This window comes from Pontibacter actiniarum, assembly GCF_003585765.1.
In the GTDB taxonomy this organism is placed as follows: Bacteria; Bacteroidota; Bacteroidia; order Cytophagales; family Hymenobacteraceae; genus Pontibacter; species Pontibacter actiniarum.
In genome coordinates, this window is the sequence record NZ_CP021235.1 from 197,148 (window position 1) to 219,172 (window position 22,025).

A 22,025-nucleotide genomic window follows, 5' to 3' on the forward strand; every position below is an offset into this window, starting at 1 on the left:
TTAAGATTGATTTATGCAAAATCCGGTAATCATACTAGGTGCCCAAAAGCTGGGAACTACGGCATTAGATATATTCAACAGCAACAACGTAATCGTTTACTGCTTCCTGGACGACAGCCAGAAACTGCAGCAGGAAGAGGTGAACAACGTGGCGGTGATGAGTAACACCGAAGACAACGAGTTTCTGAAGCTGGTAGGCAAGACCTGCGACGTTTTTGTGGCGGTGGAAGACTCGGCTGCCCGCAAAGGGCTGATCAAGATGCTGAAAGACGAGCACAAGGTAGTGCCGGTAAATGCCATTCACCGTTTCAGTGCCGTGTCAGAGAACGCCTGGCTGGGCCACGGAAACCTGGTGGGAGCAGGCGCTATTATCAGCAACAATGCCAAGGTAGGCGATAACAACATCATCCATGCCAGGGCCATGGTCGACACCAAAGCGGAGGTCGGCAACTACGTGGAAATTGGTGCAGGAGCCATCATCAACGCAGAGGTTACTGTAGAGGACGGCGCTTTTATCGGAAGCGGCGCAGTAGTGGTGTCCGGGGTGAAAATCGGGAAGAACGCCCGCATAGGCGCTGGCTCTGTGGTGGTGGCCGATGTGCCCGCCAAAGCCACCGTGTTCGGCAACCCGGCTGCCCCAATAAAATAAACTTTTGTACTTGCCGCCGCTGTTACAGAACTGACAAAAGTCATTTTACAGCTTGCCGGCAGCAGCTAATTTTGAATGCGCGATTGGGTGGATGGGCGAACCGGAGAAGAATAGCTCTTGTTCACCCTCTAAATCCTGATTCAAAAGAAGGGCAACGATCATTAAATAACGACAGAATAAATACTCAAACACTAAGTTGAAGCTTAGCAGTTATGAACAAAACACACAGCATACTCCTGTACTATTGCTACGCGCCGATCGAGGATCCGGAGGCGTTTCGTGAGCAACACCACCTCCTTTGCCTGGAGCTGAACCTGCTCGGCCGTATCATCGTGTCGAAAGAGGGCCTGAACGGCACCATTTCCGGTCTGATAGAAGACTGTGAAAAGTACATGGCCGCCATGCACGCGGACCCGCGTTTCGCTAAGACCGACTTCAAGGTTGACTATTCGGACAAGCACGCTTTTACAAAGCTGCACGTGCGCACCAAAGCCGAGATCGTGCACTCCGGTCTGCTGCACATCGACCCTAACACGCGTACGGGCAAGCACCTTGCTCCGAAAGAGTTTAAGGAGATGAAAGACCGCGACGACGTGGTGGTACTGGACGTGCGCTCGGACTACGAGCACAGTGTGGGCCGCTTTAAGAACGCTGTTACGCTGGATATTGAGAACTTCCGTGAGTTTCCGGAGAAGGTAAACGAGCTGAAGGAAAAGTATAAGGACAAGAAAATCCTGACCTACTGCACGGGCGGCATCAAGTGTGAAAAAGCGAGTGCGTTTCTGCTGGAGCAGGGGTTTGAGGATGTGTACCAGCTGCACGGCGGTATCATCAAGTACGGCATGGAAGCCGGTGGCGAGGATTTCGAAGGCAAGTGCTATGTGTTCGACAACCGCGTGGCCGTGGACGTGAACACCGTGAACCCAACGGTTATCTCCAGGTGCCACGTGTGCGACACCGTGAGCGACCGCATGGTGAACTGCGCCAACCCGGTGTGCAACCTGCACGTGCCCATCTGCGAAGCCTGTGGCTGGGAGCTGGACGGAGCCTGCTCAACGGAGTGTAAAGAGCACCCGGAAAAGCGCCCTTACGACGGTACCGGCTATTACCAGAAAGAACTAAACGGCTACAATCCTTTAAAAGGCTTCAACCGCAAAAAGAAAACTGACGTACAAGTATAAGTATTCTCTAAAGCTCAGGAAAGCGTGCGCCTAATCAGCCACGCTTTTCGTTTTTTATAGTCCTGGATAGTAGACAGCCGCACGCAGGTTGATGAGTAACCAGCGCTCCTGGTGCCGCAGGGCCTCTCCCGCAAGGGCAGTGGAGCGCCTGACCTGTTTTAATGCTGCTGTCTAACGTCTTGTGGCTAGTGTCTAACATCTTCAAGAACTATGGCTACTATACCAGAATCAGAGCTAATTATTAACCCCAACGGCACGGTTTACCACCTCAACCTGCTGCCAGAGCACATCTCAGACACCATCATCACGGTAGGCGACCCGGAGCGGGTAGCGAAGGTGAGCCAGTATTTTGATGAGATAGAGGTGCAGGTGGTGAAGCGGGAGTTTGTGACCCACACGGGCTACTATAAAGGCAAGCGGCTAACGGTTATCTCCACAGGCATGGGCACGGATAACATCGACATCCTGATGAACGAACTGGATGCGCTGGTGAACATCGACTTCCGGAGCCGTGCAGTGAACGAGGAAAAAATTAAGCTGAACATTGTGCGCATCGGCACCTCCGGCTCGCTGCAGGAGGATGTGCCGCTGGGAAGCCACCTGGCGTCGCACACCAGCGTTGGCCTGGACACGCTGATGGAGTTCTACCCGCTGGAGCAATCCAGCGAAGAGCAAAGTATAACGGGCAAGCTGCAGCAGGAACTGGGGCTTGGCTTCAGGCCGTACTGCGTGGGCGGTTCGCAGCACCTCCTGCAGAAGATAGCCTTCGACATGGTGCCGGGTAACACGCTTACCTGCCCCGGCTTTTACGCACCGCAGGGCCGTGTGCTGCGCGGCGGCCTGCGCAACGCGAACTTGCTGCAGACCTACAACAGCTTCCGGCATGACGGTTACAGGCTTACGAACTTCGAAATGGAGACGGCAGGCTACTACAGTATGGGGCGCATTCTGGGCCACGAAATGCTGTCGCTAAACGCTATTGTAGCGAATCGCATGACGCACAGGTTCGCCGAGAACGCCGAGGAGGTCATAGACAGCCTCATCAGAAAAGTGCTGGACCGCATTTGAGTTAAAGCACGGGTAAAACAAAAACAGCTTGCCGGGTTTATACTTGGGCAAGCTGTTTTTGTTTACGGCTTAGGTGAGGCACTCTGCTGTATGCTTGCATGGCTTAGCAGTAGTTGATCTTTAGGATAGAGCGCAGCGGCAGGAACATCCCCGACCGCAGGAGCACAAAGTCCTTGTCCAGGCCCCAGAGGGCGGCCTCTACACATTTAAGCTCGCCGGATGCGGTTCTAAACGTGATCATGGACTTGTTCTGGTAGGTGTTGCTGAGGATAGTGGCGCGGTTGGCGTCGTAGTAGCGGCGGCTTCTGGCCGTGGCGTCCTGCAGTACGTCTTTCTTGCCGAAGCGAAGTGCCGGGATGCGTTCTTTCTGGATGAGCTGGGTTTTGTCTGTCTGTTTCTGCATGTTTTTTTCTATTTGGTTCAAACTATATAGTGCAGATACCGTGCCAAACCATGTTGTAACATTTAAATAGGGACGGCATAAAAAAAGCAAGCACAGAAGCGCTTGCGGCTGTAGGGGAGGAGCTCCTTTAAAAGAACTCAATCCCGAGGATAGAGTTTACCGGAATGGCGCAGCCCGCCTTCAAGGTCATAAACTTGTCGTCCACGGCCCACACGGTGGTGTCTACGCGTCTCTGGTCGCCTTCAGCGGTCTGGAAGGTGATCTCGACCTTGCCCTGGTACACATTGCCAAGGGAGGTGGCGCGGTTTAGGTCCCACATACGTCTTTTGCGGGCCTCCGGGTCGGTGAGTACATCTTCGTGGCCAAAGTGGAAAGCAGGGATCTGCTCCTTGGCCACCATCGGGATGGTGTTTAGATAGGTTTGCATCTGCGGTTTGCTAAAAGGTTCAAAGATTAAGAATCAATATAGGAAACCCGCAACAGTAATGCAATGTTTTAACGCTGATTTTTACGGAACTACAGGCGCTGTAAAAAGGCCAGTGTATCGACCCCGTCAGCGTAATCCCACACCATTGGCTTTTGCGCTTCGCCAAACGGAACGCTGTTTTCAAGCCAGCCGTGGGCAGAAACCACCACCTGTGTTTTGTCCTTCACCTCTGCCAGTTTGTGGCGCAGGTCGGCCAGCGAGGAAAACGTGTCGAAGAAAAGCACCGAGATAGGGGAAACCAGCCCCTGGCTTTGCTGCACCAGCATAAAGCCGTTATCGAAGTGCGGCACGCGGTTTACCAGCAGGATGGATTTGTTGTAGTCGTAGTTGTTCTGGTACTTGTGGTGGTCCAGGATGTTGCTGCGGTGCTCGTTCGCCTCAAAGAACCTGTCGAACTTGTAGCCTTCGGGCACAAACACTTTCGATACGTTGCGGCAGCCCAGGCCGTAGTAGCGGAACACGTCCTCTCCCAGGGCGCGCAGATCGTCCGGCTCCTCGTGGCCGGTGAGCACGCCTATGCTGGTGCGGTTCTTCCGGATAATGTGCGGGCGCTTGGCAAAGTAGTACTCAAAGTAGCGCGCGGTGTTATCCGAGCCGGTGGCGATAATCGCGTCGGCCCCTTTCAGCAAGGGCACAAACTCGATGCGGTTGGCGAAGGCTGGCTCTATGCTGATCAGCATGTCGGACAGGCGCCGGATGAGCACCTCGTCATCGGAGCTCAGCTTGGCCAGCAGGTAGTGCCCGCTGATCAGCACCGACAGGAAATCATGGAAACCCACCATCGGGATGTTGCCCGCCATCACCACGCCAACCTTTTTAGGTGTAACCTGTTTGAGGTGGTACGGGTAAAGCCACTCACGGAGGTACTGCTCATCGAGCATGGTGATAATGCCACTGAGAGCGCAGGACACGTTTTCCTCTGTAAACCAGGTGTTGCGCGATGCCGCTGCAAAGGCCCATGCCTGCTTGTCTTCGTGTGTAAGGCTGCGCAGTTGCTTCCCCAACGCTACAAAGGCTTCGATCCTGTTCTCAAGTGTCATGGCAATATGGTGAGTTTAAACAAATTTATTTGATAGGGATACTCTTTGTTCCTAATTTTGTTCTTTAAAAGAAACAAGATTACAAAAGTATAAAAAATATACAGGAGATACGACTATGGCTATAATGATAACCGATGAATGTATAAACTGCGGAGCCTGCGAGCCAGAGTGCCCAAACACTGCTATCTACGAAGGTGGCATGGAGTGGACCTGGGGCGGAGGCACTGAGCTGAAAGAGGTTGAGATTGAGGATGGCGAGGTCATCCCGGGCGATGCGGCCCAGCAGCCTATTTCAGACGAGTTCTACTACATCGTTTCTGATAAGTGTACCGAGTGCATGGGCTTCCATGAGGAGCCTCAGTGCGCAGCCGTATGCCCGGTAGACTGCTGCGTCGATGACCCGGATTACCGCGAAACGGAGGAGGAACTGTTGGCTAAGAAAGACTGGCTGCACCAGGCTAGCTAAGTATAAAAAGCTTCAGGAAAAGCGCCTGCTCCGAGAGGAACAGGCGCTTTTTTGTTGCCTAGATCAGGACTTTCAGGATGGAGGAGACGGACAGGATTGTAAATGCCGTAAGTTAAATAAACCCCCTCTGGCAAGTGGTGCAGAAAACGCATCCTGTACATTCTCAAAATCCTCTAAATCCTGATTCAGACAATTAGTATCAGGAAAATTGTTAATTTTGCTCCTTAGCCCAAAAGCAGAAAATAACCGCAATACGATGTCAATCTCAACCAAGTATAACCCCAAAGAAGTAGAGAAGAAGTGGTACGACAGCTGGATGCAGCGCGGCTTCTTCCGCTCCAAGCCCAATCCGAACAAAGAGCCGTACACCATCGTCATCCCGCCGCCGAACGTAACGGGCGTGCTGCACATGGGCCACATGCTCAACAACACCATACAGGATGTGCTGATCCGCCGTGCGCGTATGCAGGGCAAGGAGGCTTGCTGGGTACCGGGCACCGACCACGCGTCTATCGCCACGGAGGCGAAGGTGGTGGCCATGCTCAAGGAAAGAGGCATCAGCAAAAGCGATATATCCCGCGAGGAGTTCCTGACCTATGCCTGGGAGTGGAAAGAGAAGTACGGCGGCATTATTCTGGATCAGCTGAAAAAGCTCGGCGCCTCCTGCGACTGGGACCGCACCCGCTTCACGATGGAAGACGACATGAGCGCCGCCGTGATTGAGGTGTTCGTGGACCTGTACCGCAAAGGCCAGATCTACCGCGGCGTGCGCATGGTGAACTGGGACCCGCAGGGCAAAACCGCCCTCTCCGATGAGGAAGTGGTGCCAAAAGACACGATGGCCAAAATGTACCACCTGAACTACGAAGTAGTGGCAGAAGGTGCAGCAGCGCCAACTTATATAACGGTGGCTACCTCACGCCCCGAAACGATCATGGCCGACGTGGCCGTGGCCGTAAACCCGAACGACGAGCGCTATACCCACCTGCACGGCAAGAGCGTGCGCATTCCGCTGCTGGGCAAGGAGGTTCCGGTTATTCTGGATGAGTACGTAAGTATAGACTTCGGTACGGGTGCGCTAAAGGTAACGCCCGCCCACGACCTGAACGACTACGAGCTGGGCCAGAAGCATAAGCTGCCTACTATTGACATCCTAAACAACGACGGCACCCTGAATGAGCAGGCGCAGCTGTATGTAGGGCAGGACCGCTTTGCCGCCCGCCGCAACATCGTGAAAGACCTTCAGGAAGCAGGGCACCTGGTGAAGATAGAGGAGTATGCCAGCGTGCTGCAGACCTCGGAGCGTACGGGTGCTGTAATTGAGCCGCGCCTGTCGATGCAGTGGTGGTGTAAGATGGATAAAATGGCCGGGCCTGCGCTGGAGTCTGTTATGAACGACGAAATCCGCCTGCACCCGCCGAAGTTCAAGAACATGTACCGCTCCTGGATGGAGAACATCCGCGACTGGTGTATTTCACGCCAGCTGTGGTGGGGGCAGCGTATCCCTGCCTACTACCTGCCAGACGGCTCGTTTGTAGTGGCCGCCACGGAGGAGGAGGCGCTGGTGCTGGCCCGCAAAGAGAGCGGCAACGAGGCCCTGCAACTGAGCGACCTGCGCCAGGACGAAGACGTGCTGGACACCTGGTTCTCTTCCTGGCTGTGGCCGATCTCGGTGTTCGACGGCTTTAAGGATCCGGATAACAAAGACATCCTGTACTACTACCCGACCAACGACCTGGTAACAGCGCCGGAAATCCTGTTCTTCTGGGTAGCGCGTATGATCATGGCCGGCTACGAGTTCCGCAACGAGCTGCCGTTCAAAAACGTGTACCTGACCGGTATCGTGCGTGATGCGCAGGGCCGTAAAATGTCGAAATCACTGGGCAACTCTCCGGACCCGCTCGACCTGATCGACCAGTACGGCGCCGACGGTGTGCGTGCGGGTATGCTGTTCAGTTCACCGGCCGGTAACGACCTGCTGTTCGATGAGAAGCTGGTGGAGCAGGGGCGTAACTTCAGCAACAAGATATGGAACGCCTTCCGCCTGATTAAGGGCTGGGAGGTAGACGAGAGCCTGCCGTTCCCGAACGAGACAGCGGTGAAGTGGTTCGAGTCGCGCTTTAACGAGGCTTTCGTACAGATCGAGGACCACTTCAGCAAGTTCCGTATTTCGGATGCCTTATTGACGGTGTACAAGCTGGTGTGGGATGATTTCTGCTCCAATTACCTGGAGATGATCAAGCCGGCCTACCAGCAGCCGATCGACAAGCAAACCATAGAGGCCACCACGGCCTTCCTGGAGAAGGTGCTGAAGGTGCTGCATCCGTTTATGCCGTTCATCACTGAGGAGATCTGGCACGACCTGAGGGAGCGCAAGGACAAGGAGTACCTGATTGTATCGGCTTGGCCTAAAAAAGACAAGTTCGATAAACAGATTATAGAGCAGATGGAAAGCGTGCTGAACGTGATTGGCGCTATCCGCAACATCCGCAACTCCAAAAATATCCCGAACTCCAAGCAGCTCGACCTGTTCATTAAGGCTATCAGCCATGACCAGTACGAACCGTTCCTGGGCATTATCCGCAAACTGGCTAACCTGAACGAAGTGCAGTATGTGGAGGAGAACCTGGAGGGCGCTATTAGCTTTATTGTGGCCGGAGACGAATTCTTCATCCCGATGGAGGGTAACATCGACGTGGCCGCTGAGCGCGAGCGACTGACAAAGGAGCTGGAGTATACCAAGGGTTTCTTGCTGGCTGTAGATAAGAAGCTGAGCAACGAGCGCTTTGTAAGCGGTGCGCCGGAGGCCGTGATCGCCAACGAGCGTAAGAAAAAAGCCGATGCCGAGGCCAAGATCAATGCCATTGAGCAAAGCCTGGCTGCGCTGTAACATATATTAGCATTGAAAGGGAAAGCGGCCGCTCTCGTAAGGGAGCGGCCGCTTTGTTTTGGTGCTGTTTATAATATGCCTGCTCCGGGCCTGCGCCACGGCCTCGGGAGGTCGGCAGAGCCTGCTAACCTGGAGGTAAGCTGCCGGTGGCACGTGGCGCAGTAGAACCTGGAGGCAAGCCTGTTAATGGAAATATCCCTTAGCCGCTTTCCCTGGCTTTGGTGCAGCAGGCGGTCATGTGTTGGATGTTATATGCTGCTGCCAACCCTCTGGCCTGGCGGCATAGCACCTTACAGCAGTGAACGTGAGCTGTTGCCATTACCCTTTTAGCAGCTTACAGAAGCGGAGCTAGCTCCTTTATCCTTCCGCAGATGCCTTTGCTAGCCTTTAGCTGTCTTGGTTAAAATTGTACTATATGTGTAGCGTTAAAGCTGGGTTTTCAGTAGCGTCTGACAGAGAAAACAGCAGTCGCGTTTCTTTGTTACATATGATGATTATCTCCTTGTTAATTTTTTTATAAAAAATGTTTGATTAGTGAATCTTATATGCTTTTGCGAGGTATAATAATATTAATTATACCTTTTTAAGTTTAGTTATGCCAATAGTTGCAGGTGGTTAAGCAATTATACTTAGGCAAGTATAATTGCTTGCTAAACTGTTATAGCAGAAACGCCTTTGTGCTGTGACAAAGCTTAGGGGCGGGTTCCATCTTAATAAGCTTATATACTGCTTAATATTTGTAGTATTTAGTTGTTTTTTTTGTTCTATTTATGCAGAAAACGCATGTAGTCTAATATATAAATGTAGTATATCTGCATCTGTATAAGTGTTGTGTGTTTCTGTATAGCCAACCATATAAACAGTTCACCCTGTCTATTTTTATACTCAGTCATATGAGCGGGTTAATTGCATCATTTAATGTTTTTACTATATGATTAAGTACAAGAGTTATTCAGGAACAGTGTCCGATGGGGGATATTTTGTGGCGGTTCTGTTGCTGATATATCTACTGAACAAGTACAGTGATATCAGCTTAGAGTGGGCCATTGTTATTGGCGTTCTATTCGTAGTGTTGAACTTTTTGAGTATGTACGCGCCCCATATAGCTAAAAATAAGGTCGGTAATGCTGCCGCCAACTACATGAAGCTGCCTTTGATCTTAATCCTAACGGTGCTGGTGCTGCTGAGCTCGTCAGAGTTCTACGAATCAGTCAGCGTGGTCTCTGTTATGCTTCTGATAGCGCTGCCGGTACTGGGCATCCCGATCCAGGCGCTGGTGATGAAGATGGCGCGCTCCAAAACGGCAAGCGAAGACAAGGGTGTTCATATGAGTTCGCTGGCTCCTTCTGTTAAGGCCAAATCTACCTTGGTGGCGGGTATAGGCAGCATGGCCGTAAACGTGGAAAAGCACCTGCAGGCACACTCTAAAACGCCCCGTCACATCAAGGGCTTTATCAAGTGTAAGAAGGAGGAGAGCGTTGTCACCAACGACAGGATTATAGGTGACCTGGAGAGCATCCACTCCTACCTGAGCGAAAACCCCGTGGATGAAATTGTGATAGCGCTCCCGGTAAAGCCCTCCAAGAAGGTGAAAAGCATTATTGAGGTTGCTGACTACCACGGGATCAGGGTGAAATACGTGCCCGACTACCAGGGGCTGCTGGGCACCAACTACAAAATAACCCGCTACGGGCACATCGACGCCATCAACGTCAGGCAGGTCCCGTTAGACGACCCGCTCGCTTTCTGGGTAAAGAACTCGTTTGACAAAGTCTTTGCTTTTCTGGCCCTGGTCGCCTTGTCTCCTTTGTTCTTAGTGATCGCTTTACTGATAAAGCTTGACTCTCCCGGCCCTTTGTTCTATTGCCCGATCAGAACAGGCAAAGCGGGTAAGCAGTTCAGGATCTATAAGTTCAGGAGTATGCGTTGCAACGACGATGAAAGCAAGGGGACACTCTCTACGAAGCAGAATGACGAGAGAATAACCAAGGTTGGCAAAGTGCTGCGGAAGTACAGCCTGGATGAGCTGCCGCAGTTCCTGAACGTGCTGTTGGGAGACATGAGCGTTGTTGGGCCGCGCCCGCACCGGAACTTTCTCAACAAGCAGTTCCAGATCAGTGAAAAGCGCTACATGGTGAGGCATTACTTTAAACCTGGCATAACAGGCTGGGCGCAAATAAACGGTTGGAGAGGCCCTACAGAGACCCAGGAACAAAAGAGCCAAAGAACACTGCACGACTTGTGGTACATAGAGAACTGGACGCTGTGGCTCGATATGAAGATCATATACTTGACCATCTTCGGACGTAAAACTCACCAGGGAGCTTTTTAAGTATCTATCCCGCTTGCCTACACCTACTGTTGCTGCTGAAGGCCAGTCGCCGGAGCGTTTTGCACCGCCCTCCTTGTAGTAGCTGCCTCCCTTTGCTTAACGTGCCTGAAGCGGTAAAACCTGATTTGTGTTAATTTTGACCTATTTAAGCTGTGGTTAAATTATATGTTTAATTATTTACATTAACTGTTGTTTACCTCTTTGTTATACTGTTCTAAGAAATTAATGAGCCTATAGTAGGCCAGACTTTAAGTTGTTCTTGTGCTCAAGATCAGTGATAAATTCTTGTATGGTTGGATAGATGCTATTATTGATTTTTAAAGTAATATTTTTATGCCTTTCTGCCGAAGGATGGCACCTCTTGCTCTAGCGTGTACTTTTTGATATAGGTTATAACCTTTTTGGTTTTTAATAGTAATATATCAAACAAGCTTGTCCGTAAAACTCACCCAAACGAGAAGCAGCCATGATGAATAAACTTTTAATATTTTGCTATGTAGTCTTCTGTTGCTTCACTGCGGCGTCCTGCGCGTCAACGAACGATGCAACATACTTTAAGAATGCCAGAAGTGCTGTTTACAAGGGCAATTTAGATAACCTGGAGCCAGAGATACAGCCAAACGACCTGTTAAACATATCGATTATCAGTTTAAACCCGGGAGCGTCAGAGATCTTTAACGTGCTGAACCAAAACTCTGGCCGCGTAACCAATGCCAACGCCACCAGTATGGTGTCGCCGGCAATAGGCTATCTGGTCGATCAGCAGGGCTACATAGAAATCCCACTGCTGGGGAAGGTGAAAGCCGCCGGCTTAACCAAAACGGCTTTTAAGGAGGGGATTGAACACGAACTAGTACGCAGAAAGCTACTGATAGAGCCTATTGTTGACGTGCGCTACCTCAACTACAAGATTTCGGTGTTAGGTGAGGTGGCACGCCCGTCCGTACTCACTGTGCCGAATGAGAAGATCACACTTTTAGAGGCGCTCGGCCTGGCCGGGGACCTTACGATTTACGCCAGCCGTAACAACGTGCTCCTGATCAGAGAAGAAAACGGGGATAAAAAACTCACCAGGATCGACCTGACATCGGATGCGCTGTTCACATCGCCCTATTACTACTTAAAGTCGAACGACATCATCTATGTTGAGCCCAACAAGACCAAAATACAAAGCGCGAGCTCTGCAAGGCAGTGGCTTCCGGTTGTATTCAGTGGTCTAACTGTAGTTGTAATAGGCCTTGACCGTTTGACGAGATAATACCATAACAGCACGCTTATGCCCAACAATATCAATAGTTCTGAAGAAAGCCTGTTTTCGTCCCTGGCTTACAAGTACCTTCCCTTTTGGCCCCTGTTCTCCATACTGCTTGCCCTTTCCGTGGCAGGCGCTTGGGCATACCTTCACTTTCTATCGGTTCCGGTGTACGAAGTAACGGCCTCGCTTCTCATCAAGGATGAGCAAAAAGGAGTGAACGAGTCTAAGATGACGGAGTCCATCGATGCGTTTACCTCTAACAAAACGGTAGAGAATGAAATAAACGTGATCCACTCCCGGGCGCTGCTCGCAAAGGTGGTTAACAAGTTGGCGCTGTATGCCCCCATTTATGAGGAGGCTAAGTTTAACGCTGTGTCAGCCTATACTTCGTCGCCGATTAAAATCAAGCTTAAGGACCCGGATCGGGCCATCTCACACCCCAAAGTATACTTTACTTACAACAGTAAAAACAAAACGGTTAGGGTCGACGGCAAAAACTACCCGCTGGATAGGTGGGTGCAGACACGGTACGGTACGCTGAAGTTTATCCCCAACGGCGATCAAACTACGGATGCCTCGGAGCCCCTGTACTTTGCCATAGTTCCTCCAGAGCAAATCACAAACGAGCTACTCGCCAAAATACGGATACAGTCGTCCAGCAAGTTCTCGTCTGTTGTGAACCTGTACCTGAACGACCCTGTGCCGCAGCGGGGCGAAGATATCCTGAACAAGCTGATCCAGTCTTACAGGCAAAAGGCGATTGACGACAGAAACAAACTGGCCGCCAACACCCTCGATTTCGTCGAAGACAGAATTCAGCAGGTAGTCAGCGAGCTGCAGACGCTGGAGAGTGAGGTTGTGCAGTTTAAGTCAACGCAGGGAGGCGTTAACCTGAGCGAGCAGGGAAAGCTGTTCCTGGAAAACGTAAGGGATAACGACCGGAAAATCTCAGAGATCAACACGCAGCTGGCCGTGCTGGACAAGGTGGAACGCTACGTGGTCTCCAGAAATTCCTCGGCAAGCTTCGTTCCGTCCACGCTTGGCATCAGCGACCCTGTGCTGTCTCAGCTGCTAGAGCAACTCTACAACTCCGAAACCCAATACCAAAAGCTGAGTGGCACAACCGCTGAGAACAACCCTATCCTGGTCTCGGTCAGCAACGAGATAGAAAGCATCCGGCCGCGGATTTTGGAGAACATCCGCAACCAGCGGGTAAACCTGGTGGCCAGCCGTTCCACGCTGTCGTCTACGAATAACCAGTACAGCTCGGCCCTGGGCTCCATCCCTGAAAAAGAGCGGCAGCTGATGGAGCTGAGCCGCCAGCAGGACATAAAGAACAACGCCTACAGCTTTCTGCTACAGAAAAGGGAGGAAACAGTGCTGTCTTATGCGCCTACCACCGAAGAGAGCCAGGTGATTGATATGGCGGGCACCTCATCGTTGCCTGTAAGCCCTAAGCCGCTGTACATCTATTTGATGGCGATAATAGGTGCGTGCACGGCGGGTCTTGCTGTGGTGGCAGGGAAGGAAATGCTGAACAGCAAGCTGCTGTTCCGTTCAGAGATCACCCAGTACACTACTGCCCCTATTGTGGCTGAGCTGGCTTATAAAAAGCCTGCGGAGGCCAACATGCTTACAGCGCCCACAGAGGCCTCTGTGATAGAGCAGTTCAGGCAGCTGCGAACTACTTTGGGCCTGTACGGGCGAACCTTCACGAAGAGGAAAATCCTGGTGACCTCCAGTATACCGGGAGAAGGAAAGAGCTATGTGAGCACGAACCTGGCGTTAAGCCTGGCTTCCTCAGGCAAGAAGGTGGCGCTGGTCGATTTTGACTTAAGAAACCCCAACTCCTCTGTGCAGCTCGACCTGTATAAGCAGAGAGGCATTATTGAGTTTCTGAGAGGGGAGGCGACGGCGGAAGAGATAACGGTGGCTTCCAAATTCGGCAACCTTAGCGTTCTGCCGGCAGGCTACGATATCGGCGACCACACCGAACTGCTCCTGAACGGAAAGCTGGAGGACCTTTTCTCTTACCTGGAGAACTCCTTCGACTACCTGATCATAGACACGCCTCCCGTTGACCTGGTGTCAGACGCATACCTGCTCTCTGAGTACTGCGACATCACCATTCTGGTAATGAGGCACGACTATACGCCTAAAACCGTGGTGAAGCGCCTGCTGACCGACAACAAACTGCAGGCTCTCCATAATGCGACCATTGTCTTCAACGGAGTGAAACCCAGGGGATTTGCCAAAGGGCGGTACGGCTACGGCTATGGTTACGGGTACGAGAGCAAGTACAACGACAAGACCTACAGAAGCAGGAGCGCCGCAGTTAACGTGTAGCCTGTGCCGCGACGCTTTCTGCAAGCAGCCCGGCGCACCACCTCCCGCACTTCTATAACCGGAAGCGTAACGCTCCGGAGTCTGCGGATAAACCGACGCACGCCTTCTCGCTGTCCGCACGGCGGACCGGGCAGCGCCTTTCCCGGACGCACCCACCGTGCCTGACGGGTGAAGGCTGGTTTGGCGCGGGAGAAGGCAGGCTGTAGAATAAAGCTAAAAAAACAAATTACATAACTCTAAACGGCTCAAGAGATGAAAGTGTTGGTAACCGGAACAGCAGGATTTGTGGGCTTCCACCTGGCAGAGAAGCTTCTTCAAAACGGAGACACCGTAGTAGGGGTGGATAACATCAACGACTACTATGACACCCGCCTGAAGTACGACCGGTTAGCCGAGAGCGGGATTCCAGCGCACCTTATCAGTTGGAACCAGGAAGTCTCCAGCCTAAAGCACGCCAACTACCGGTTTATCAGGATGAACCTGGAAGACAAAGCCGCACTGATGGCTCTCTGCGCTGATGAACAGTTTGATGTGATTCTGCACCTGGCGGCGCAGGCGGGGGTGCGCTACTCCATTACGAACCCGGATGCCTATGCGCAGTCGAACCTGGTTAGCTTTCTGAACATCCTGGAAGCCAGCAGGCATAACAAGATCAAGCACCTGGTATACGCCAGCTCCTCCAGTGTGTACGGCTTAAACGAAACAATGCCTTTCTCTGTAAAGCACAGCACAGACCACCCCGTGTCGTTGTATGCAGCCAGTAAAAAGGCCAATGAGCTGATGGCGCATACCTACAGCCACCTCTATAAGATACCAACAACCGGGCTTCGGTTTTTCACTGTGTACGGCCCGTGGGGCCGGCCCGACATGGCGTACTTTCTATTCGCCGATGCCATATCCTGCAACAAGCCCATCCGGGTGTTCAACCACGGCTTAATGGAGCGCGACTTTACCTATATAGACGATATTGTGGATGGCATCGTGAATGTGATGGGAAGGCCGGCGCAGCCCTGTGAAGAGTGGGATCCAAAGCAGCCGGACCCGTCGCGCTCTACGGCGCCATACTGTATCTATAACATCGGCAACAACCGGCCTGTCAAGCTGATGGGGTTTATAAGGGAGATTGAGAAGTGCCTGGGGAGGAAAGCGATCCTCGATATGCAGGAAATGCAGCCGGGGGATGTGGTGTCCACGTGGGCGAACGTGGATGACTTAGTAGATAACTTTAACTATAGCCCCAGCACCCCAATAGCGGAGGGCCTCCGGAAGTTCGTGGACTGGTACGTGTCGTATTACGGGGTTGGCAAGGCTCCTAGCGCATACATAGAGCCGCAAAAAGTGACGCTGAGCTAACAGCACTGGCCACATAGCCCCAAAGGCAGCCCCGGTTGCCGCCACGCGAACAACATCCCTGTCACAGTACCCCAAACGCTTACGACCTTGACTGAGAACACTGTAAAAAAAGCGCCTAAAAAGAAGGAGAACCTAAAGCAGCGGGCATATCTAAACTCCGTCACCAGCATTATTGACTATGGAGGGGCGCAGATTACAGGCTTTATCGTGAGCCCCTTTATTGTAAACGGCCTGGGCAGCGCGGTGTACGGCATCTGGCAGATGCTGACCCAAATGACCGGCTATGCCGGCATGGCTGATACACGCGCGACCCAGGTGCTAAAATGGTCTATTGCCAATAAAAGAGGGGTAGCGGAAAAGGAAGAGCTACGAAGCGATGTGACAACGGCCCTGGTGGTTACCTGCCTGATTCTGCCCCTGGTGCTCATTACGGGCGGCATTATTGTGTGGTACGCGCCTGTTATCACCAAAGCCGACGCAGAATATCACAGTATTATCCGGATGGCCTGCTCCTTTTTGGTTCTGTCCCTGGTCATCAACAAGGTTTTTAACCTGTTCGAGTCTGTGCTGCGGGGCATGAACCTGGGCTTTAAGCGGATGGGGCTGCGGGCGGGGATTGTAGCCGTGGGCGGTGGGCTGAAAGTGCTGGCAATAACACAGGGGTTTGGGTTGGTCGGCCTGTCTATGGTTGAGGTGTTTACTGCCGTTATCACTGGTGCCAGCTTTTATTACATTGTAAAGCAGAGCATCGGGTGGTTTGGCTTTGGCAAAACCAATATGTCGAAAGTGGTTTCTTATGGGAAGCTCAGCGGATGGTTTATGGCCTACACCGGCTCCAAGATGTTCCTGCTGCACAGCGATAAAATACTGCTGGGCTATTTGGCAGGTCCTGTCTTTGTGACAAAGTACGCCATCACCATGTTTACCTCGAACGCTATACAGGGCTTTGTAAACGCCGTGGTGAACGGCATCATTCCGGGCATTGGGGGGCTCTTCGGCAAGCAGGAGTATGATAAGGTGATCAAGGCGAGGCGGATAGTTGTGACGCTCAACTGGCTGCTGATTACAAGCTTAGGCGTAGCGGTGCTGCTGCTGAACAGGACGTTCATTGCCCTGTGGGTAGGCGTAGACCACTATGCCGGAACCCTGGAGAACCTGCTGATACTGTACGTGTCTATCCAGGCCATCTTCTTTCAGATCGATAGCCTGATCATCAATGTAACCCTGAACATGAAAAAGAAGGTGCTCTTCTCTGTGCTGGCATCTGCTGTAACCATTCTGCTTGCCTATACTTTGGTGGATGACCATTACATCATAGGGTTGAGCTGCAGCGTGCTGGTAGGCCGGTTTATCCTGACAGTGGGGTATCCTTTGATCCTGAAGGAAAGGATGCAGGACAACTCCAGGATACTGACCAGGCAGAAAATTCAACCTTTCGTTATCTCGACCCTGATGCTCGCGGGGGCAGCCTATCTGAGCCAGTGGGTGGAGCTTGCCGGCTGGTACCACCTGTTTACGGCCGGCTTTGTGGTTGTTCTAAGTGCGGGGCTGGTGTTCTGGTTTGCAGGCATCGGGCAGTATGAAAGGCAGGAGGCCTGGGGAGTGCTGTCTCAGGTTAAACTGCTGAAAAAGGACAAGTAGTTGAACGCGCTGGAATACCGAACCAAGGCCAGGGCCGCAGCAAAGTATGGGAAGTAAAGGTCAGGCGACTCAAATGTAAACCAATAAGCTGATGGAAAAGAATAGCATCTACGTGATTCACTCAGATTCTAAGATCGAATCGCTCTATACGTTGTTTCCGCTGATTGTGTCGGAGCACAGCGCTTTAGTCAATTTCCTGCACATAAACTCTAAGGAGGCTAGAAAGGCTGAAGGGGAGTGCGTTATTCTTGTTCGGGTGTTTAAAGGGAACGACTCTTTTCAGACTGTGGAGGAGAAGCGGAAGTACATCCAGGACTTTAAGCGGCGGTTCAGGAGAGTTGTAATGCTGGATGACGGTGCGGGAAGTGACAGTTTGTACTTTGAGTACATGGACCTCGTGGACCTCTACTACAAGGGAAAGTTGCTGAAAGAGAAAGCGGCCTATCTGCAGCCAGCGTACGGCAGGCAACTGTTTACCAACTACTACAACCAGACATACGGGGTAACGGATGAAAAGGAAAAGATGAGGAACCCGCCCAGCGACCCCGCGCTTTTAAACAAGCTCCGGGTTTCCTGGAACCTGGGCTACGGCATTTACCCCATGGCGAACGTGCTGTTTACCAAAATGGCACGGGTTGCTGTTAACGCCAACCTGTCTAAGGCGCTTAAGCCCGTTTATACTTACCACTATAAGCGGATGCTGCGTGACCTGGACAAGCCTCTGAATGTTAGCGCCAAATCAAACTACGTGCACGCCCGCTTCGGATACAGCGCCTTTCCGCACACGGTAGGCTACCAAAGAAAGCTACTCCTGAGCAAGTGCTCCAGCCACAGCAGCATTGTGACAGGAAAGGTCGCCCCAAGTGCCTACAACAAGGAGATCAAAAAGATGGCGGCGGTGCTTAGCCCCTTTGGCTGGGGCGAGATCTGCTACAGAGACTATGAGGCTATTTTAAACGAAGCACTGCTGATTAAGCCTAACATGGACGGCATTGAAACGTGGCCTAATGTTTACAAGAGCCACGAAACATACGTGCCGATCGATTGGGACGGGAACGACTTGCTTGAAACAATCGAACGGGTATCCAGCAACATCGCGGAGCACCGGAATATCATAGAGCAGGCCAGGGAAGAGTATAAAGGCGCTTTGCGGCAAATTGATAGCAGGGTTTTGTCCTTTCTGCAGGAAGCAGCAGGCGGAGCGCTTGTATAAGCACAGGCTCTCTGGCTAAAAACTTAGAAGCATCAAAGGAGGCACCGACAGATAAAACAACAGGTACACGCACCCAAACCACTACTTAAGCTTACGTTTATGGTTACATCTAGTATTGTCTTAGAAGAGCGCAGTCACGATTCGGTAGAACACAGGGCGACAGAGGAGTCGGTAAGGCTGTTGGAAACGCTGAAGGGCGCTAACATTCGGTTTGCTCACTGGAAAAGCAACAGCCACTTACTAAAGGGGCTGGAGGGCAAAACGGATCTGGATATACTTGTGCACCCTGGCGAACGTACCGCTTTTGAGGCATGCATGGCCCTGCTTGGGTACAAGAGAATGGTTAGCCAGCCCTGGAGTTCCTACCCAGATGTGGAGGACTGGCTAGGGCTGGATGCGGCTACCGGTACGCTTTTGCACATTCACGCACATTATGCCTTGGTTACGGGGATACAGCACGTCAAGCACCTTTACCTCCCGTGGGTCGATGCTTTCTTCAGGCATGTTATAACGGACCCGCAAACAGGTTGGCCTGTCCCAAGGCCGGAGCTGGAGGCGATTATCCTGTTTGTGCGCATCTGGGCCAAAATGCCACTGCAGGAGCAGTTGAAACGGGAGCCCAATGTGCCGGTTTACATCAAGCGTGAGCTGCTGGGGCTGCTGGAGCGATCCAGCACGACTGTGCTGGTTGACTTGTGCCAGGAGCTGGGCCTTAAGGTGCCGCAGGGCTTCGAGGCCAGTATCAAGATTATGCTGAGGGCACCTGATTCGGCAGCGCTCCTTCGGGTTTCCAGGGAGCTTTACTATCAGCTAAAACCACACTTCCGTACTTCCTGGCCGTTTTCCGTTGTTGCCTCCACATACTACAAGCTGCTGCTCAAAGTTAAGAAGCGCTCTGCCCGGTTTGTGGGGCCGCACCGTTTCGGGAAGTCGCTCCAGGGAGGGGGCAAGGTGATCGCGCTGGTGGGAAGCGACGGCTCCGGGAAAAGCACCCTAAGCAAGGACCTGGTGGAGTGGCTGACCTTTAAGATCGACACGCACTATCTCTACATGGGAAAATACCCTTTTATCAAGAGTTACAACAAAAAGATCCTCTTCGGCACTGATCCCCTGTTTCAGCGGGGCGCGGTCGCAAAGCTGCTCAGAAAGTTAACGGGCAGCTTACACTACATCATGCTCATCCGCAAAAAGCTGCGCCTTCTGCGGGTGGCGAAGGCCTTGAGCCGCGAAGGGAGCATCGTTATCTGTGACAGGTTTCCTCAGAAAGACACCTTTGGGCTGAACGACGGGCCTAAGCTGCAGCAGCACAGGTCCAAGAGAGGCGCGGCGTGGGAGGGGAGGCTCTTCGATAAAGTTGCCGCACTGGAGCCCGACCTGGTTATTAAGCTCCAGGTTTCACCGGAAGTAGCCTCGCAGCGCAAGCCGGGGCATGATAAGGCGAACCTCCAGCAGAAGTGCGAGAGCATAGGGCGCATTTCGTTTAATAACGCAGCCGTCGTGAGCTTTGACACGAACGGCAACTACGAGCAGGTGCTCCTGAACATCAAGAAGGAAATATGGAAGCACTTATGAGAGCCGTCATGGAAGCACCTGTGAGAGCCGTCGTGAGCCATGGCAAAACACCGCTCGTTGAGATTGTGGGGCCGCCCGGCGTCGGGAAGTCCACCATTTACAAAGCGCTGTGCAAAAAGTGGAGCCCCGAATGCAACTGGGTTTACCAGGATGCCCTGCTGGCCCCGGCAAAGCCGAGCTTCCTTCGTTTCAGCAAGTGGCTCGAGTACAACTACAAAGTATTAGCAGGGAAAAGAAGGGCTAAAAGTGTACCGGTGGAGTACGGCCTGGACTTTATTCAGGAGAACCAGGCGCTCGCCGATTTCTGCTGGGCGTTCTTGTCCGATACAGGAACTGCCCCGGGCAACGGCGCCCACCGCTACAGGGCCGCCTACTTCCTGTTCGGAGACTTCTGCCGTTACCAGGCCCTGCAGAAAGCAGCCAGCACAAGGCCCTGTGTTATTGAGGAGGGCTTTCTGCAGAAGTCGTTCCTGGTTCAGGGCAACGGGGCCTCGGCCGAGCAGCTGATCGACCGCTACATCAACCTGATCCCGCTGCCCCGCGCCATTATTTATATCGATGCAGCTGATAAAGTGACCATAACCAACAGGCTTACATCGCGGCCAAAGACCATTGCCTCTCACATTGGTAAGGGCGTGGCGGCTTTGGAGCAGGAAACCGAAAAGTGGCAGTGTACTTTAGGTGCCATTCTGGGCAGGCTGCACGCACAGCATGTCGATATTTATAAAGTGGATGGCGAGAAAACGGTAGAAGAAAATGTACAGGTGATCCGGAAAGTCTTGCAAAACCTTTAAACCCAGCCCAAATGAACCTATACTTTATACTGATTGAGCTATTCATCTTGGGGCTTACCCTTTACCTCTTCGCTTACAAACAAGAGCTGGCCGTGCTGTATATCCCCGTGATCCTGTTCGCCAGAATCACGATAGAGCCTCTTACGCCTGCCTTCCTGTACTACACCATCGTATCGTTGCTTATACTGTACCTGGCGTATAAAAACGCAGGCTTTCTGCGGGAAAACATCTTCGCCCTGCTCCTGATTATCCTGTACGCGGTGCTCGTGACGCAGACGGAGGATTTTGAAACGATCAGATCGAGTTTCTTTGCCCTCATCTGGCTTTTCCTTTCCATTCCGCTGGTCAGTGCTATCTACAAGAAGCACGACAAGGATACAGTTATGGAAGAGTTAGCCAGCGCGGCTTTTCTCATACTGGCTGTTTTTATCGTCAACGTGGCGTTCTCCACGGTATTCAGCTACTCTCCCAAGCTTATGTACGGCATTACCTCGGGCATCCTGTACGGCAACCTGTACGCAACTGACTTTAACATACTTGGCATCGCTGTATTTATCGTGCTGTGGAACGCGATTTCAAAGCGGAACCTGTTGTTTCTGGCCACGTCCATTGTTGCCATCGCCTTTATCATGCTGTCTTTCAGGCGGTCGGTGATGGGTACCACCATGCTGGGGGTGGCAGCGGTTCTGCTTATCCTTTTCTCGCAGCACAGCTTCAGGAAGACAGCCCTGTTTATCGTTCTGGCACTGTTTGCTGGGTTTGTGATTGTTATGAACACGAGTTTCGTGGATGTTTTTATTGCCAGGTATGAGCAACGGAAGCTGGACGAGCGGGAGCTTGGCGAGGAAACCCGCTTTCTGGAGTACGATATTCTGTACCAGGACATGTTTGTTTACAACGACTACAGCCCCTGGTTCGGGTATGAGTTGCTGAACAGCTCCGGAAATTACGGAAAGGGAGTGCTGGAAGACAGAACCCTCCACTCGGATATAACCAACATCGTGCATTCGACCGGGGTAGTCGGGCTGCTGCTATACCTGCTAATGATCGCCAGCAGTTTTGTGCAGTCATGCCGGCATGCTGTAAAGAGGCTCGATTTTGTGATCATCCTGTTTTGCGGCAGCGCTTTTCTGGTCTATACCGTTACGGGGCGCTACACAAGTACAGAAAGTATGATGTTGCTGATCCTGCTTCTGATGCTGCCCCTGGCGCGGCAGGAAAACAGCACGGCATCGGCTTCGGACGCTCCGGGTAGTTTGGCTGCCACAGGTTTCTCCCCGCATGCCAAGGCCAAAGCCGGTATGCCCCAGCATGCTTTGTGAAGATAGTGCGAAT

17 protein-coding genes are annotated in these 22,025 nt (G+C 52.2%); 14 read left to right on the forward strand and 3 right to left on the reverse strand.

What is annotated here, in order from left to right:
- Positions 1–13 precede the first annotated feature (13 nt).
- From CA264_RS00920 to CA264_RS00930, 3 genes are all read left to right on the forward strand, one after another.
- Entirely contained in the window at positions 14–649 is a 636-nt protein-coding gene (locus tag CA264_RS00920; protein WP_025609534.1) for a NeuD/PglB/VioB family sugar acetyltransferase, read from the forward strand.
- Between the two features lie 212 nt (positions 650–861).
- Positions 862–1,830, forward strand: a complete 969-nt coding sequence (gene trhO, locus CA264_RS00925; RefSeq protein ID WP_025609535.1) for an oxygen-dependent tRNA uridine(34) hydroxylase TrhO — start codon at positions 862–864, stop codon at positions 1,828–1,830.
- Positions 1,831–2,040: 210 nt separating this feature from the next.
- On the forward strand, positions 2,041–2,898 hold the full coding sequence (locus CA264_RS00930; protein ID WP_025609536.1) for a nucleoside phosphorylase: 858 nt from the start codon (positions 2,041–2,043) through the stop codon (positions 2,896–2,898).
- A gap of 103 nt (positions 2,899–3,001) precedes the next feature.
- On the opposite strand, the gene CA264_RS00935 is transcribed toward CA264_RS00930, so the two are convergent.
- The 3 genes from CA264_RS00935 to CA264_RS00945 all read right to left on the reverse strand — a co-directional run bounded on the left by CA264_RS00935 (position 3,002) and on the right by CA264_RS00945 (position 4,828).
- Positions 3,002–3,301: a hypothetical protein gene (locus CA264_RS00935; RefSeq protein ID WP_025609537.1), complete on the reverse strand. Its 300-nt coding sequence runs from the start codon at positions 3,299–3,301 to the stop codon at positions 3,002–3,004.
- 127 nt (positions 3,302–3,428) lie between these two features.
- On the reverse strand, positions 3,429–3,728 hold the full coding sequence (locus tag CA264_RS00940; RefSeq protein ID WP_036777957.1) for a hypothetical protein: 300 nt from the start codon (positions 3,726–3,728) through the stop codon (positions 3,429–3,431).
- 89 nt (positions 3,729–3,817) lie between these two features.
- Positions 3,818–4,828 carry an acyl-CoA reductase gene (locus CA264_RS00945; RefSeq protein WP_025609539.1) on the reverse strand — a complete coding sequence of 337 codons (1,011 nt, stop codon included), beginning with the start codon at positions 4,826–4,828 and terminating at the stop codon, positions 3,818–3,820.
- 115 nt (positions 4,829–4,943) lie between these two features.
- On the opposite strand from CA264_RS00945, the gene CA264_RS00950 reads away from it, so the two are divergent.
- The 11 genes from CA264_RS00950 (at position 4,944) to CA264_RS01000 (ending at position 22,012) form a co-directional block, all read left to right on the forward strand.
- A complete protein-coding gene (locus tag CA264_RS00950; RefSeq protein ID WP_025609540.1) occupies positions 4,944–5,294 on the forward strand; it encodes a 4Fe-4S binding protein in 351 nt (116 codons plus the stop codon).
- Positions 5,295–5,550: 256 nt separating this feature from the next.
- The gene (locus CA264_RS00955) at positions 5,551–8,184 is read left to right on the forward strand and encodes a valine--tRNA ligase (protein WP_025609541.1); all 2,634 of its coding nucleotides are present in this window, start codon (positions 5,551–5,553) and stop codon (positions 8,182–8,184) included.
- 931 nt (positions 8,185–9,115) lie between these two features.
- Positions 9,116–10,516 (forward strand): exopolysaccharide biosynthesis polyprenyl glycosylphosphotransferase, encoded by a 1,401-nt coding sequence (locus CA264_RS00960; protein ID WP_025609542.1) that lies wholly within the window; start codon positions 9,116–9,118, stop codon positions 10,514–10,516.
- Between the two features lie 466 nt (positions 10,517–10,982).
- A complete protein-coding gene (locus tag CA264_RS00965) occupies positions 10,983–11,774 on the forward strand; it encodes a polysaccharide biosynthesis/export family protein (protein WP_025609543.1) in 792 nt (263 codons plus the stop codon).
- 18 nt (positions 11,775–11,792) lie between these two features.
- Entirely contained in the window at positions 11,793–14,117 is a 2,325-nt protein-coding gene (locus CA264_RS00970; protein WP_025609544.1) for a GumC family protein, read from the forward strand.
- Between the two features lie 252 nt (positions 14,118–14,369).
- On the forward strand, positions 14,370–15,470 hold the full coding sequence (locus tag CA264_RS00975) for an NAD-dependent epimerase (RefSeq protein ID WP_025609546.1): 1,101 nt from the start codon (positions 14,370–14,372) through the stop codon (positions 15,468–15,470).
- Between the two features lie 87 nt (positions 15,471–15,557).
- The gene (locus tag CA264_RS00980) at positions 15,558–17,111 is read left to right on the forward strand and encodes an MATE family efflux transporter (RefSeq protein ID WP_025609547.1); all 1,554 of its coding nucleotides are present in this window, start codon (positions 15,558–15,560) and stop codon (positions 17,109–17,111) included.
- Between the two features lie 91 nt (positions 17,112–17,202).
- A complete protein-coding gene (locus tag CA264_RS00985; RefSeq protein WP_025609548.1) occupies positions 17,203–18,324 on the forward strand; it encodes a hypothetical protein in 1,122 nt (373 codons plus the stop codon).
- Positions 18,325–18,423: 99 nt separating this feature from the next.
- Entirely contained in the window at positions 18,424–19,896 is a 1,473-nt protein-coding gene (locus CA264_RS00990) for a nucleoside/nucleotide kinase family protein (protein WP_025609549.1), read from the forward strand.
- Complete coding sequence (locus CA264_RS00995) at positions 19,881–20,690, forward strand: P-loop NTPase family protein (protein WP_157593763.1); 810 nt, start codon at positions 19,881–19,883, stop codon at positions 20,688–20,690. The genes CA264_RS00990 and CA264_RS00995 overlap by 16 nt, the downstream gene beginning before the upstream one ends.
- A gap of 11 nt (positions 20,691–20,701) precedes the next feature.
- A complete protein-coding gene (locus CA264_RS01000; protein WP_025609551.1) occupies positions 20,702–22,012 on the forward strand; it encodes a hypothetical protein in 1,311 nt (436 codons plus the stop codon).
- The last annotated feature ends 13 nt before the right edge of the window (positions 22,013–22,025 follow it).

Excerpts from the sequence above, each read along its gene's own strand:
- CA264_RS00920 (WP_025609534.1), top strand. The coding sequence starts at position 14 with ATGCAAAATCCGGTAATCATACTAGGTGCCCAAAAGCTGGGAACTACG.
- trhO (WP_025609535.1), top strand. The coding sequence starts at position 862 with ATGAACAAAACACACAGCATACTCCTGTACTATTGCTACGCGCCGATC.
- CA264_RS00930 (WP_025609536.1), top strand. The coding sequence starts at position 2,041 with ATGGCTACTATACCAGAATCAGAGCTAATTATTAACCCCAACGGCACG.
- CA264_RS00935 (WP_025609537.1), bottom strand. The coding sequence starts at position 3,301 with ATGCAGAAACAGACAGACAAAACCCAGCTCATCCAGAAAGAACGCATC.
- CA264_RS00940 (WP_036777957.1), bottom strand. The coding sequence starts at position 3,728 with ATGCAAACCTATCTAAACACCATCCCGATGGTGGCCAAGGAGCAGATC.
- CA264_RS00945 (WP_025609539.1), bottom strand. The coding sequence starts at position 4,828 with ATGACACTTGAGAACAGGATCGAAGCCTTTGTAGCGTTGGGGAAGCAA.
- CA264_RS00950 (WP_025609540.1), top strand. The coding sequence starts at position 4,944 with ATGGCTATAATGATAACCGATGAATGTATAAACTGCGGAGCCTGCGAG.
- CA264_RS00955 (WP_025609541.1), top strand. The coding sequence starts at position 5,551 with ATGTCAATCTCAACCAAGTATAACCCCAAAGAAGTAGAGAAGAAGTGG.
- CA264_RS00960 (WP_025609542.1), top strand. The coding sequence starts at position 9,116 with ATGATTAAGTACAAGAGTTATTCAGGAACAGTGTCCGATGGGGGATAT.
- CA264_RS00965 (WP_025609543.1), top strand. The coding sequence starts at position 10,983 with ATGATGAATAAACTTTTAATATTTTGCTATGTAGTCTTCTGTTGCTTC.
- CA264_RS00970 (WP_025609544.1), top strand. The coding sequence starts at position 11,793 with ATGCCCAACAATATCAATAGTTCTGAAGAAAGCCTGTTTTCGTCCCTG.
- CA264_RS00975 (WP_025609546.1), top strand. The coding sequence starts at position 14,370 with ATGAAAGTGTTGGTAACCGGAACAGCAGGATTTGTGGGCTTCCACCTG.
- CA264_RS00985 (WP_025609548.1), top strand. The coding sequence starts at position 17,203 with ATGGAAAAGAATAGCATCTACGTGATTCACTCAGATTCTAAGATCGAA.
- CA264_RS00990 (WP_025609549.1), top strand. The coding sequence starts at position 18,424 with ATGGTTACATCTAGTATTGTCTTAGAAGAGCGCAGTCACGATTCGGTA.
- CA264_RS00995 (WP_157593763.1), top strand. The coding sequence starts at position 19,881 with ATGGAAGCACTTATGAGAGCCGTCATGGAAGCACCTGTGAGAGCCGTC.
- CA264_RS01000 (WP_025609551.1), top strand. The coding sequence starts at position 20,702 with ATGAACCTATACTTTATACTGATTGAGCTATTCATCTTGGGGCTTACC.